At 58.1% G+C, this 13,550-nt stretch carries 10 protein-coding genes; 5 read left to right on the plus strand and 5 right to left on the minus strand.

The window, feature by feature from the left end:
* Positions 1-12: 12 nt before the first annotated feature.
* The 3 genes from ERD84_RS03950 to ERD84_RS03960 form a co-directional block, all read right to left on the minus strand.
* A complete protein-coding gene (locus ERD84_RS03950) occupies positions 13-1,311 on the minus strand; it encodes a TRAP transporter large permease (protein WP_130038303.1) in 1,299 nt (432 codons plus the stop codon).
* Complete coding sequence (locus tag ERD84_RS03955) at positions 1,308-1,838, minus strand: TRAP transporter small permease (RefSeq protein ID WP_130038304.1); 531 nt, start codon at positions 1,836-1,838, stop codon at positions 1,308-1,310. The genes ERD84_RS03950 and ERD84_RS03955 overlap by 4 nt, the downstream gene beginning before the upstream one ends.
* A gap of 106 nt (positions 1,839-1,944) precedes the next feature.
* Positions 1,945-2,457: an SET domain-containing protein gene (locus ERD84_RS03960; protein ID WP_130038305.1), complete on the minus strand. Its 513-nt coding sequence runs from the start codon at positions 2,455-2,457 to the stop codon at positions 1,945-1,947.
* Between the two features lie 74 nt (positions 2,458-2,531).
* Between ERD84_RS03960 and ilvB the strand changes: the two genes are divergently transcribed.
* Positions 2,532-4,277, plus strand: coding sequence for a biosynthetic-type acetolactate synthase large subunit (gene ilvB / locus ERD84_RS03965; protein WP_130038306.1), 1,746 nt, complete (start codon positions 2,532-2,534; stop codon positions 4,275-4,277).
* A gap of 12 nt (positions 4,278-4,289) precedes the next feature.
* On the opposite strand, the gene mdeB is transcribed toward ilvB, so the two are convergent.
* A complete protein-coding gene (gene mdeB / locus ERD84_RS03970) occupies positions 4,290-6,947 on the minus strand; it encodes an alpha-ketoglutarate dehydrogenase (RefSeq protein ID WP_130038307.1) in 2,658 nt (885 codons plus the stop codon).
* Positions 6,948-7,171: 224 nt separating this feature from the next.
* Between mdeB and ERD84_RS03975 the strand changes: the two genes are divergently transcribed.
* The 4 genes from ERD84_RS03975 (at position 7,172) to ERD84_RS03990 (ending at position 10,713) form a co-directional block, all read left to right on the plus strand.
* Positions 7,172-7,666, plus strand: coding sequence for an Lrp/AsnC family transcriptional regulator (locus tag ERD84_RS03975; protein ID WP_130038308.1), 495 nt, complete (start codon positions 7,172-7,174; stop codon positions 7,664-7,666).
* 83 nt (positions 7,667-7,749) lie between these two features.
* A complete protein-coding gene (locus ERD84_RS03980; protein ID WP_130038309.1) occupies positions 7,750-8,730 on the plus strand; it encodes a TRAP transporter substrate-binding protein in 981 nt (326 codons plus the stop codon).
* A 163-nt stretch (positions 8,731-8,893) separates the two neighbouring features.
* Positions 8,894-9,379 (plus strand): TRAP transporter small permease, encoded by a 486-nt coding sequence (locus tag ERD84_RS03985; RefSeq protein ID WP_167667315.1) that lies wholly within the window; start codon positions 8,894-8,896, stop codon positions 9,377-9,379.
* A 59-nt stretch (positions 9,380-9,438) separates the two neighbouring features.
* Positions 9,439-10,713, plus strand: a complete 1,275-nt coding sequence (locus ERD84_RS03990) for a TRAP transporter large permease (protein WP_130038311.1) — start codon at positions 9,439-9,441, stop codon at positions 10,711-10,713.
* A 55-nt stretch (positions 10,714-10,768) separates the two neighbouring features.
* Here the strand turns inward: ERD84_RS03990 and ERD84_RS03995 are convergent, their stop codons facing one another.
* Complete coding sequence (locus ERD84_RS03995) at positions 10,769-13,432, minus strand: DNA topoisomerase III (RefSeq protein WP_130038312.1); 2,664 nt, start codon at positions 13,430-13,432, stop codon at positions 10,769-10,771.
* Positions 13,433-13,550 lie beyond the last annotated feature (118 nt).

Consider the following 13,550-nt stretch of genomic DNA (forward strand, 5'->3'; position numbering starts at 1 on the left):
AAGGGGTAATGGTTAAAAGCCCAGGTAGCGCGGCAGCCATAAGGCCAGTTCGGGGAACATGATGACCAGCACCAGTACCAGGAACATGGATAACAGCAGCCACATGACCCATTGCACCGTACTTTCCATGGGTACTTTGGCAATTCGGCAAGACACCATGAGATTGACGGCGAGCGGCGGCGTAAACTGCCCTACTGCAACCATGAGTGTCAGGAGCACGCCGAACCAGACGGCATCCCATTGATAAGCCGCCACAATGGGCATGAGCAAGGGAACAAAAATCAAGAAGATGGAGATGCCGTCAAGAAACATGCCCAGTACGACCAGCAGCACGATCAGCAGGGCCATGACACCGTATTCGCCCAGCCCCGAGTTGACGATGGCGTGAGTGATGGGGTCGATGACGCTAAGCGTGGACAAGGCCCATGCAAAGATGCCGGCCAAGGTCACGACCAGCATGATGACGGCGGACAGTTCGGCCGCTTCGCGCAGTATGGTGAACAGGTCGCGTATCTTGATGGTGCGATGTATGCACATGCCCACGAAAAGGCCATAGAACACTGCTACGACGGCAGCCTCGGTGGGCGTAAAGTAACCCATGCGCATGCCGCCCAGTATGATGACCGGCGCGATCAACCCCCATGAAGCTTCGAGCAGACTAGGCCAGAAGCGTGGGCGCGGCAAACTGCTTTCAAGGGCGCCCATATTGTGGCGCCGCGCCAGCCAGACGGCCGGTATGATCAGGGCAATGCCCACCATAATGCCCGGAATCATGCCTGCTGCGAACAGGGCCGGCACCGATGCTTGGGGCACCAGTATGGAATAGACAATGAAAGCAATCGAGGGCGGAATCAGGATGTCGGTTGATGCGCCGGCTGCCACAATACTGGCTGAAAACGGCTTGGGATAGCCCGCCCGAGTCATGGCACCTATCATTACGGCGCCTACGGCGGCCGCACACGCAGGCCCTGAACCCGAAATACCGCCCAGGAACATGGCTACGGCGATTGCCACCAGCGGCAGCATGCCGGGGCCACGGCCGACGATGGCAATGGCGAAGTTGACGAGTCGGCTGGCGACGCCCGAGCGGTCGAAAATAGACCCCACCAGGACAAACATGGGGATAGCCAGCAAGGGATATTTGGCCAGGCCGGCGTAAAAGCTTTGCGGCACCGCCAGCAGGCCGAACCAGTGGGTATCCAGGTTGGACATTACTATGGACAGCGTGCCCGCGATGCCCAGGGCGACGCCCACGGGCATGCCAATGACCATGAGCACGACAAAGACAATGAACAGCGTAGCGACGATCATGCGGGTTCCCGCAGCAGGCGGCGCAGCATGCCGGCGATCCGCAGTGAAATGCCAAAAGCCAGCACGGGCATCCACATGGAATACCACCATGTAGGCACACCTATGGCGGGTGAGGTGTCGCCCCAGTTGAATTCATCCAGGGCCATGCGCGCAGACAGAACGGTCAGCAGTACGAAAAAAGCCAGGACCAGCGAGTAGCTGATCAGCGCCAGTCGGCGGCGACGCCTGGGTGTTCCGCCGTCGGCGAACAGTTCTATGCGTATATGCTGGTTGCGTACGAAGGCGGTTGCGCCGGCAGTCATGGTCAGTACGATGAGCAGGAAAACCGAGATCTCTTCCGTCCAGGCAAAGGATTGGTCTGTTGTGTAGCGGACCACCACATTGGCGAAAGTGATGAGCGCCAGTATGGCCAGCACAAGCACCGAGATCCAGTCTTCGATTTTCAGTGGAACCTTGACGGGCGGATCAACCACCTCGGGTATGACGGGTTCTATAGGCTCTGTGCTGGATGGGTTTGGGGAAGACATGACGAAAACAGACACGGTTGCTTTGATGGAATAGCCAACATGCTAACGTGTCTGCACGATTTTGATAGCCCGGGGTTTCCCGCGCTTGGGCATCCCGGTTTGTGGGTCATTTAGACGGTTTTCCGGCCTTCTTCTTTTTACCTGACCCGGATTTTTTCTTAGGCAGGGCCAGCATGGTGCCGCGACAGGACTCAGCGCCGCACAGGCACTGGTACTGGCTGCGCAGCTTCTTGGTGATGCGCCCGTCCAGGATCAGGCCATAGTCATAAAATAGTTCTGCGCCCGCAGGAATGTCTTCCAATGCGACGACAAACACCTTTTTGCCGCTGGCGTTTTCCTGTGTTTCGCAGTTGGGGGCACAGGCGTGATTGATCCAGCGCGCCTCATTGCCGCGTTGGCCGCCATCAATGATCTTGCCGCTGCTGAGCGAAAAAAAGAAAGTGTGGAAAGGATCATCAGGATTGACCGGGTGCATGTCGTCGGCCTGTTCGGGCGTAATACGTTTGCCGCGATACTCGATGATTTGCGTGCCGGCGGGAATATCGCGTGCAGCGAAGACCCCATTACCGTGCAAGGTGGATTTTTTGACGAGATGCCAGGGTGTAGCGGGGTCGGTCATAGGAGTTTTGTAGCGCGGGTTGAAAAGGTAATAAACTTCAGAGACCCATATCTTATGCAATAAAGTGCAAGTCCGTGAATACTACTACTGAAAGTGCCGCCCTCAATGGAGCCCAGACCCTGCTTGAAACCTTGATTTCCTGCGGGGTGGATACGATTTTTGGCTATCCGGGGGGCGCTGTGCTGCCTTTGTACGATGCCTTGTATTCCGAGCCGCGCATACGGCATGTGCTGGTCCGGCACGAGCAGGGGGCCATGCACGCCGCCGAGGGTTATGCCCGTTCTACCGGCAAGCCCGGGGTGGTTGTGGTGACGTCGGGGCCAGGCATGGCCAATACCACTTCGGGTTTGCTGGACGCCTTGTGCGACTCCATCCCCGTGCTGTGCATCAGCGGCCAGGTAGCAACCGGAGCCATAGGCACCGATGCTTTCCAGGAGTGTGATGCCATTGGAATTTCGCGACCGGTCACCAAGTGGAATGCACAAATCCGGCGCACTGAAGACGTGGCTGCTCTGGCTGCCAAAGCCTATCAACTGACGACTTCGGGTCGGCCTGGCCCGGTATTGCTCGATTTTCCCAAAGACATGCAGATTGGCCTGGTACCCGAGCAGACCACCGGCACCGGGCTGCCGGAACAGGCCGTCATCGAGACCAACAGCCCGGCAACAGAAGCTGCCATCAAACGTGCCGCTGCGCTGATTGCCAATGCCAAGCGTCCTGTTTTTTATGGTGGAGGCGGGCTGATCAATTCAGGCATCGACGCCTGCCATGCCTACACCAGCCTGGTGCAGGACATGGGCGCGCCGTGCACCCTGACCCTGATGGGCCTGGGCGCCTTCCCGGCCGATGATCCGTTATTCCTGGGCATGTTGGGGATGCATGGCACGCTGGAAGCCAACCTGGCCATGCACCACGCCGATCTGATTATTTGCGTGGGTGCGCGTTTTGATGATCGCATCACCGGTCGTTTGTCTGACTTTTGTCCGCATGCCAGCAAAATCCATCTTGATATCGATCCGGCATCCATCAATAAGGTCGTGCGCGCCGACGTGGCCATGGTGGGCGACTGCTATCCGCTCTTGCGCGCCTTGCGCAAGGAACTGGGGCAGCTGGAGCTGGAGCCCGGGCGGCTGGATGCCTGGTGGCAGCGCATTGCCGTATGGCGTGCCAAAGATTGCCTGAAGGTGACGCCGTCAACCGAGCATATCCTGCCACAGCACCTCATGCAGCGCCTGGATCATGTGCTCACGGGCACTGATGCCGTCATCGCCACTGACGTGGGCCAGCACCAGATGTGGGCCGCACAGTACATCAAGTTCAATCGTCCCAACCGCTGGCTGACGTCCGGTGGGGCAGGCACCATGGGTTATGGCTTGCCGGCCGCCATAGGCGCGCAAATCGCACACCCCGACAAGCCTGTGGTTTGCGTCAGCGGTGATGCTTCAGTATTAATGAATATCCAGGAACTGGCCAGCGCCACCCAGCACCAGACGCCGGTCAAAGTCGTACTGTGCAACAACGGCCATATGGGCATGGTGCGCCAGTGGCAGGAGCTGATTCACGATGGTCGCTACAGCCATAGCTATAACGCTTCTTTGCCTGATTTTGTCGCCTTGGCCAAGGCCTTTGGCTGGGGCGCCGCGCGTGTCGAAAACCCGGCCGACCTGGATGCGGCGCTGGCCGAGTGCATGAGTCATGATGGCCCCTTCTTTCTGGACGTCGTCGTCGTGGCTCAGGAGAACTGTTTCCCCATGATGCCTGCCGGCTACGGCCATCAGCAAGTCATGTTGTCGGAAGACACCTGGTACGTTGAAGACTGAGGCCGACGCCGTCTAAACAGATAAGCCCAAGGCTGCCCGGGCCGTTCGGGCGATGGCCAGCGCATCAACCTCGAAAAAACGCCGCAACTCGCTGCGGGAGTCGCTGCGGCCAAAGTCGTCGGTGCCCAGAGTCAGGTAGCGCCGTTCGGAGGGCAAATAGGCGCGTATGGACTCAGGTACCTGGCGTACATAGTCGCTGGCGGCCACAATCGGGCCAGCACTCTGTGCCAGCTGATGGGCAATAAAGCTGTTGCCGGCCGCCTGGGCATTGCTCAGGTCGGCCTCGACAACACGCCGGCCTTCGCGGGCAAGTTCGCTCCAGCTGGTCACGCTGAACACGTCGACGGTGATGCCTTCGGCAGATAGCTGGGCGGCGGCGCGGATGACTTCAGTCAGGATGGCGCCTGAACCCAGCAGGGTGGCGCAAGGGGCTTGTGCAGACTGGTCGCCTTGCGCCGGGTAACGGGCATAGTGCCAGGCACCGCGAATTACGTCTTCATGCTTGTCTGCAGGCAGATCGGGCTGAGCGTAGTTCTCGTTCATGGTGGTGATGTAATAGAAGACGTCGCCTTGTTCTTCGAGCATCTCGTGCATACCGTGGTCGACGATAACAGCCAGCTCACCGGCAAAAGCGGGGTCGTAGGCTTTGCAGTTGGGTATGGTGGCGGCCATCAGATGACTACTGCCGTCCTGATGCTGCAGGCCTTCTCCGGCCAGCGTCGTGCGGCCGGATGTGGCGCCAATTAGGAAGCCGCGCGGACGCTGGTCGGCGGCGGCCCAGATCAGGTCGCCGACACGCTGGAAACCGAACATCGAGTAGTAGATGTAGAAGGGCAGCATGGCCAGACCGTGCACGCTGTAGCTGGTGGCGGCCGCTGTCCAGCTCGATATGGCGGCGGCTTCGCTGATGCCTTCTTCCAGTATCTGTCCATTGGTGGCTTCGTGATAGCTCAGCAGCGAGCCTATGTCTTCCGGCTCATAGCGCTGGCCGACGCTGGAGTAAATGCCCACCTGCTTGAACAGATTGGCCATGCCGAAGGTGCGGGCTTCATCGGCCACAATGGGTACCAGCCTGGGTCCCAGTTCTTTGTCTTTGAGCAGGCTGCCCAGCATGCGCACGAAAGCCATGGTGGTGGACATTTCACGGCTATTGCCTTGCAGCGCGAACTGGCCATAGCTGGCCAGCGCGGGCACCGTGACCCGATCAGCATGGCTTTGGCGTGCCGGCAGGTAGCCGCCCAGCGTCTGTCGCTTGTCGTGCAGATAGCGTAGCTCGGGGCTGTCGTCGGCGGGTTTGTAAAAGTCCAGCCTGCGGGCTTGTTCATCGCTCAAAGGCAGTTTGAAACGGTCACGAAAAGCCAGCAGGTCGGTGTCTTCGAATTTCTTGTGTGAGTGCGTGGTCATGCGGCCCTGACCGGCCGCGCCCATGCCATAGCCCTTCTTGGTGTGAGCCAGAATGACGGTGGGCTGACCGCGATGCGCGGCTGCGGTGGCGTAGGCGGCATGTATTTTCACAAGATCGTGCCCACCGCGCTTCAAGGCATCAATTTGCTCGTCGCTCATGCCCTGCGCCAGCCTTTTCAGTTCGGGATTCTGGTCAAAGAAGTGTTCGCGGTTGTAGCGGCCGTCCTTGGCCGCAAAAGTCTGCATCTGCCCGTCGACGGTATTGGACAGGGCTCGCACTAGCGCGCCCTGTGTGTCGCGGGCGAACAGGCCGTCCCAGTCGCTGCCCCACAGCAGTTTGATGACGTTCCAGCCTGCGCCCAGGAAATGGCGTTCCAGTTCATCGATGATGCGCGAGTTGCCGCGCACGGGCCCGTCGAGCCGCTGCAGATTGCAGTTCACCACCCAGACGAGGTTGTCCAGGCCTTCGCGCGAGGCTAGTGTAAGGGCGCTCATGGATTCGGGTTCGTCCATTTCGCCATCGCCGAATATGCCCCACACTTTGCGTCCCTGGCAGTCGAGCAGGCCGCGGTGTGTCAGGTAACGCATGAAGCGGGCCTGGTAGATGGAACTGATGGGGCCTATACCCATGGAGCCGGTGGGAAACTGCCAGAAATCCGGCATCAGGTAGGGGTGAGGATAGCTGGACAGGCCACGCGCGCCAGCGCGTGGGCCGCGTAATTCCTGGCGGTAATGGGCCAGGTCTTCCTGAGTGAGCCGTCCTTCGAGATAGGCGCGGGCGTAGACGCCCGGTGCGCTGTGAGGCTGGAAGAAAACCAGGTCACCACCCTGCTGTTTGGCATCGTCGTTGCGAGCGTGGAAGAAGTGATTGAAGCCGACCTCGAACAGATCGGCCGCACTGGCATAGCTGGCGATGTGGCCGCCCAGCTCACCGTAGGCAGCATTGGCGCGCACCACCATGGCCAAGGCATTCCAGCGCATCAGCGCCCCCAGGCGGGTTTCCAGATCGAGGTCACCGGGAAAGTCCGGCTGTTGTTGTGCCGTAATGGTATTTACATAAGGCGTACCGGCGGGCGGTACGCAGGAAACATGCATGCCACTGGCCAGACGTAGCAGCTCCTGCAGCATGAAACTGCCGCGCTCGGTGCCTTGAGAGCTGACCAGGGTCTGGAAAGATTCACGCCACTCCTGGGTTTCTTCCGGATCGTCATCTCCGTGGTGATCGGGGGCGGGCAGCAAGTGGTGTAAAGGCAAGGGTGAGTTCATGTCTGGGGGTGGAATAAGGTTGCTGGCATGAGATCATCGTTTTGATGCCACCATTGTGCGCTGAAAAACCTGGCATTAGGTTCTTAATATCTATGTGTTAATACATTTTTTAAGCATAAAATGCTTGTAAATTTTGTTTTTAAAGTTTTTTGTTTTGATGCTATGGATGTGGACCGGGTGTATATGAAAATAGGTGCGCCTGCATGGCGGAACGGGGGAAGCTCATGAAGCAAAGCGCACGGCTGGATCTCACCGATCTGCGCATTCTTGACGAGTTGCAGCGTGATGGCGGTTTAAGCAATGTCGAACTGGCGCGGCGAGTGCATCTGTCGCCTTCGCCTTGCCTGCTGCGGGTCAAGGCCTTGCAGGCCGCCGGGGTCATCACACGCTATGTTGCCTTGGCCGATGCGGCCGCCCTGGGCCTGGACCTGAATGTATTCATCTCCATCAGTCTGAAGTCGCAAAATAAAGATGCTTTGGCCAATTTCGAGCGTAGTATCGCCGAGCATCCAGAGGTCATGGAGTGCTATTTGATGACAGGCGACTCCGACTACCTTATTCGAGTCGCTCTGCCCACGATCGCCGCGCTTGAGCGATTCATACTGGAACAGCTCACGCCCATCCCGGGCATCGAAAAAATACGCTCCAGCTTTGCCTTGAAGCAAGTGTCGTATAAAACCGCATTACCGCTTCCGACTGAAGGAATGCATAGGACCTGATCAAAGAAAACCCCTATACCATAGCGGCTGTGTTTCAGGTAAAAACCTGAAGTCGCTACACAATGTCTTATGTTGGGGAAATAATGCGTAATACCTGGTTTACCAAAGCCCTGCTGGCCGCCTCTATGGCCAGCATGTTCGTTGCCGCGCCCGCGCTGGCTGAAACCAAGCTGAAGATGGCCTATGCGCTCTCTACCAGTTCACACTATGGTGCAGGCGCCGACGCCTTTGCCAAATCCCTTGAAGGCGCCACCAATGGCGAGTTCAAGATCGAACAATTCCCCAACAGCGCGCTGGGCGGTGAACGCGAAGTGATCGAAGGCCTGCAACTGGGCACCATCGACCTGGCCATCGTGTCTACCGGCGCCACGCTGAACTTCGTGCCCGAAACCGGGGTATTCGACATCCCCTTCCTGTTCCGTGACCTGGCGCATGCCCGCAAGGTACTCGACGGCGAGATTGGCCAGAAAATGCTGGGTGAATTCCCCAAGCGCGGCCTTGTCGCTCTGGCCTGGGGCGAGCAAGGTTTTCGCCATCTCACCAATAATGTGCGTCCCGTCAGCACGCCCGAAGATGCCAAGGGCCTGAAAATCCGCACAACCGAAAATCCCATCCATATTGCCGCATTCCGCGAAATCGGCATTCTGGCTACGCCTATGGCATGGCCTGAAGTGGCCACCGCCCTACAGCAAGGCACTATCGATGGCCAGGAAAACCCACTGTCCGTGATCGTGTCGGCCAAACTGCCTCAGTTGCAAAAATATCTGTCCCTGACGGCACACGTATATGGTCCGGCTCTGGTACTGGTCTCACCCAATGTCTACGACGGTCTGTCTGACGCTGACAAAGAAAAATTCAAAAAAGCTGGTCACGAGTCGGCCATGGCGATGCGCAAGTATGTCGACGACATCGAAGCCAGTGGCATCGAAGCAGTCAAAAAAGAAGGTATGCAGGTCAACACCGTTGATCACGCAGCGTTCGTGAAAGCCGTACAGCCGGTCTACCCGGAGTACTACAAGCAGTTCGGCAAAGAGCTGGTAGAGTCCATTCAAAATACCAAGTAAGTCTTGGATTCATCGTGTCTTGCCGGTCTTGCAACAAGCAGATTGGCCGACACGATATTAGCGTCAAGACCAGGGCTGGCTCACTGCCAGCCTTTGTCATTTCTTCATGCATTTTGCCCGCAGGCGCCGGGTACGATATAAACAGGACAAATCTGTGACAGTCATCCGCCTTCTGGATCGATCCCTCTTCAAGTTGGTTTCGGCCGTTACCCAGCTATTGATTCTTTCCGCCGTAGCTGCCGGCTTCTATCAGGTCATTGCGCGTTTCGTGCTGGAGTCACCGGCCGACTGGAGCGAGGCCTGGACTCGAGCCTCTTTGATCTGGACCGTCATGCTGGGTGTTGCATTGGCCTTCAGGCAAGGCGCCATGCTGAGTGTGGAAATGCTGCATAGTTTTTTGGCGCCTCGCAACAAGCGCTGGCTGGAGCATGTGATTCTGGTCATATGTGTGAGCTTCCTCGGCTTTATGGCGTGGGCAGGGGGCCAGATGACATGGCGGGTACGCTTTCAGACCATGCCCAGTCTCGAAGTGTCGATTTCATGGGTCTACATCTCCATACCCATAGGCATGGTGTTGGCCATATTGGCGGTCGTGGCGTTCTGGGCCGAAGGCCCGCGCAAGGCCATCGTCGACGACACCGTCATCTGACGGATGGTCCGACGCAGCACAAACAACATTCTCATAAATGAACAAAATCAGGTGAAACCATGCCGCAGTTGATGGTTATTTCAATGTTGCTGTTTTTTGCGCTATCGGTGCCGGTGGCGGTTGCCATCGGCCTCGCCAGCATGCTGGGCGTGGCGTATGACGGCATGACCTGGCTGGTGATTGCGCAGCAAATCTATGCGTCGCTCGATAAGTACCCCTTGGTTGCCGTGCCCTTCTTCATTTTGGCCGGCAATCTGATGGAAGCCGGTGGCATTTCCGAGCGCATGGTCGATTTCGCCAAGAGCGTGGTGGGTGGCATGCAGGGCGGGCTGGCATGCAGCTGCGTGCTGACATGCATGATCTTCGCCGCTGTGGCGGGGTCCAGCGTGGCCACCACCTTTGCCGTGGGTGCCATTCTTATTCCGGCCATGGTCAAGCATGGCTACCCCAAGCCTTTCTCCGCATCGCTGCAAGCCTCGGCAGCTGAGCTGGGTGTCATCATCCCGCCGTCGATTCCCATGATTCTGTTTGCAGTGTCCACCGACACATCGGTGGGCGAACTGTTTATTGCTGGTATCGGCCCGGGTATTCTGATTGCTGGCGCCCTGATGACTTATGTCTGGGTCTACGCGCGCCGGCATGGTTATGGCAAGCAGGATGGCGCTGACAGGCTGCCGCTGTGGCCCGCCTTCAAGCGCGCCTGGCTGGCTTTGCTGATGCCCGGCATTATTCTGGGTGGTATTTACGGTGGCATTTTTACGCCTACCGAGGCCTCAGCGGTGGCGGTGGTCTACGCCTTGATTGTTGGCATATTTGTCTATCGTCGCTTAACGTTCACTAATTTATCGAAAACACTGCATAGATCGGTGGTGTCGACCGCGGTCATCATGTTTGTGATTGCCAATGCGGGGGTGTTCGGCTTCCTGCTCAATCGAGCGGGTATTCCAGCGGCCCTGGGCCAATGGCTGGGCATGATTTTCAGCGATAAGTACACCTTCCTGATGGGCCTGAACGTAGCGCTCTTCTTCATTGGGATGTTCATCGAAACTTCGGCTTCAATCGTGGTACTGGCCCCCTTGCTGTTGCCGGTGGCCATGCAGTTTGGTGTGGATCCCGCGCACTTCGGGGTCATCATGGTGGTGAATCTGGCCCTGGGTATGGTGACGCCGCCTTTTGGGGTGAATCTGTTCGCCGCCTGCGCGGTGGCAAATCTGCCGATAGAGCGGTTGGTGAAGTCGTTGCTGCCTTTCGTGGCAGTGGTGCTGGCGTGCCTGTTGATGATTACTTATGTGCCCGAGATTTCGCTGTTCTTCAAGGAATTGGCGTACGGGTAGGGGCTGTTCCGGCTAGGCGCGCTGCGGCCCTGGCTTTGCCAGGGCTACCCGTCGCTTAAAACGGTGGATCATCATCCTCAGGCGTCGTCACGGGTGCAGCCTTGACCGCCTTCTTCACAGCAGCCTTCTTCACCGCCGCTTTCTTGGCAGCAGCCTTCTTCGCTGGTGCCTTCGTAGCGGCCTTCTTGGCCGGCGCCTTCTTCGCCGCAGTCTTGCTCGCCGTCTTTGATGCCGCTTTCTTGGCGGCCGTCTTAGCCCCGGCCTTCGCAGGGCGTGCCTCGAACTCAAAGCCTATCTTGCCATTCGGCTGCTTCACCAAATAGGCCTTGAACTTCCGGTTCGTACGGCTCGAAACAAAGCCCTCGAGCAAATCCGTCTTGCCTTCCGACAACAACTTGCTGACCTGTGTAGCCGAAATCTCCTGTTGCAGAATCATCTTGCCCGTACGGAAATCGCAGGTTTTCTCTGGGCCCACCGACTTTTCGCAGACATAATTCATGCCATGCTCATACACCTTGTGGTGGCATTTCGGGCAATCCCCTACCGCTGTATGTCCTGAAAAGTCGACCGGCTCAGTGTCCTCATCATCCTTCTGACCGAAATCGAACTCCAGCTTGTACTCATCGGTAATCCGCAGCAATGCCGCAAACGGGCGGCCCATTTTGCTGATGAAACCAGGCAGTGGACCCAGCTGGCGCTTGGTCAGCAACTCTTCAACTTCGGCGATCTCGAAAGTGCGCCCGCCCGGATGCTTGCCTATGGAAAAATCACAACTTGTGCAGGCATAGCGGCGGTAGTTTTCCTTGACCACGCTGCCGCACTTGGGGCAGGGTGTGGCCAGGGTTGCATAATCGCCGGGCACGGTGTCGCGCTCGTACTCTTTCGCGCGCTTCACAATAACCTGTGTCATTTGCGCGATCTCGCGCATGAAGGCATCGCGGTCCAGTTCTCGCTGCTCGATCTGCTTCAGGCGATGTTCCCATTCTCCTGTCAGCTCGGGCGACGTCAGTTCATTGACCCCAAGTCCGGACAGCAACGTCATCAGCTGGCGCGCCTTGGCACTGGGTATCAGGTCGCGGCCTTCGCGCCGCAAATAGCCCTCGTTGAGCAGCCCCTCGATGATGGCTGCCCGTGTTGCCGGTGTGCCCAAGCCGCGCTCGGACATGGCTTCGCGTAGCGCTTCGTCGTCGACCAGCTTGCCCGCGCCTTCCATGGCCGACAGCAGGGTTGCTTCGGTAAAGTGCGCGGGAGGCTTGGTAGCCAGGCCCTTGGCCTCGACCTCTTCCGTCTTGACCGTTTCGCCTTCGGAGACGGCAACCAGGGTTGTATCGTCGCCTTGTGCCTCGCGGCCGTAAATGGCCAGCCAGCCCGGTGCAATCAGGACCTTGCCTTCGGTCTTGAAGTGGTGGCCGGACACCTCGGTGATACGCGTGGTGATGCGGAACTCTGCAGCCGGGAAAAAGACCGCCAGAAAACGGCGGGTGATCAAGTCATAGATCTTGCTTTCGGCCTCGCTCAGTTCACGCGGAATCTGCAGGGTAGGGATAATGGCGAAGTGATCTGACACCTTCTTGTCGTCGAAAATACGCCTGTTGGGCCTGACCCACTTTTGTTTGCAAATGGTCTCCGCAAATGGGCGTACGCCGGCGGCTGCCGATGATCCGCCTTCTGACAGGGCCTCCATGGTCTGCTGAACCGTGCCGAGGTAGTCTTCGGGCAGATAGCGCGAGTCGGTGCGCGGATAGGTCAAAGCCTTATGGCGCTCGTACAGAGTCTGGGCCAGGGCAAGCGTGGTCTTGGCCGAGAAGCCAAAGCGGGAGTTGGCCTCGCGCTGCAGCGACGTCAGGTCAAACAGGGCAGGTGATATCTGGGTAGAGGGCTTGGACTCCTCTGTAACCTTGCCGGGCTGTTCACGGCAGGCCATCACAATAGTTTGCGCGGCCGTGCTCGACCAGAGGCGTGAGTCGCGTTTTTCGGGGTCGCGCTCGTCCTTGACGAACTTGGGGTCAAACCAGCGCCCTGTGTAGAAGCCGGCGGCAGCGACAAAAGTGCCGTGGACTTCCCAGTAGTCGCGGGAAACGAATTTACGTATGCGTTCTTCGCGTTCGTTGACGATGGCCAGCGTGGGGGTCTGGACACGACCCACAGGCGTCTTGAAAAAGCCGCCGTCCTTGCTGTTGAATGCTGTCATGGCGCGTGTGCCGTTGATGCCTACCAGCCAGTCGGCCTCGGCACGCGAACGAGCAGCGGCTTCCAGCGGTTTCATGGTGTCGTCGTCGCGCAGATTGGCAAACGCCTCGCGTATGGCTGCTTGTGTCATCGAGCGCAGCCAGAGGCGCTTGACGGGCTTCTTGACGCCTGAATACTGGACTATATAACGGAAGATAAGCTCGCCTTCGCGTCCCGCGTCGCAGGCGTTGATGACCGCGTCTACATCTTTGCGCTTGAGCAGTTTGACCAGCAGCTTGAGCCGTTCGGCAGAACGCTTGTCGGTAGGGCCCAGTTCAAACTGAGGCGGAATGACCGGCAGATGTGTGAAGCTCCATTTGCCGCGTACAGGATCGTTGGGCGCAACCAGGCTGAGCAGGTGGCCTACGCTGGAGGCCAGCACATACTGCTCGCTTTCAAAATAGTCGCCTTCCCGGGTGAAGCCGCCGAGGGCGCGGGAAATATCCAGTGCAACCGAGGGTTTCTCGGCAATAATGAGCGTTTTAGTCATGAGTTTCCAGTAACTGCATTTCAGCAGCAATAGCGCGGATAATACGAGGTGAGAAACGCACTATGCAAGTCGAGGACCATAATAACCATTTGCAGCCAGGTCTTTTTTGGCCTTCCTT

Source organism: Pollutimonas harenae (assembly GCF_004153685.1).
Lineage (GTDB): Bacteria > Pseudomonadota > Gammaproteobacteria > Burkholderiales > Burkholderiaceae_B > Pusillimonas_C > Pusillimonas_C harenae.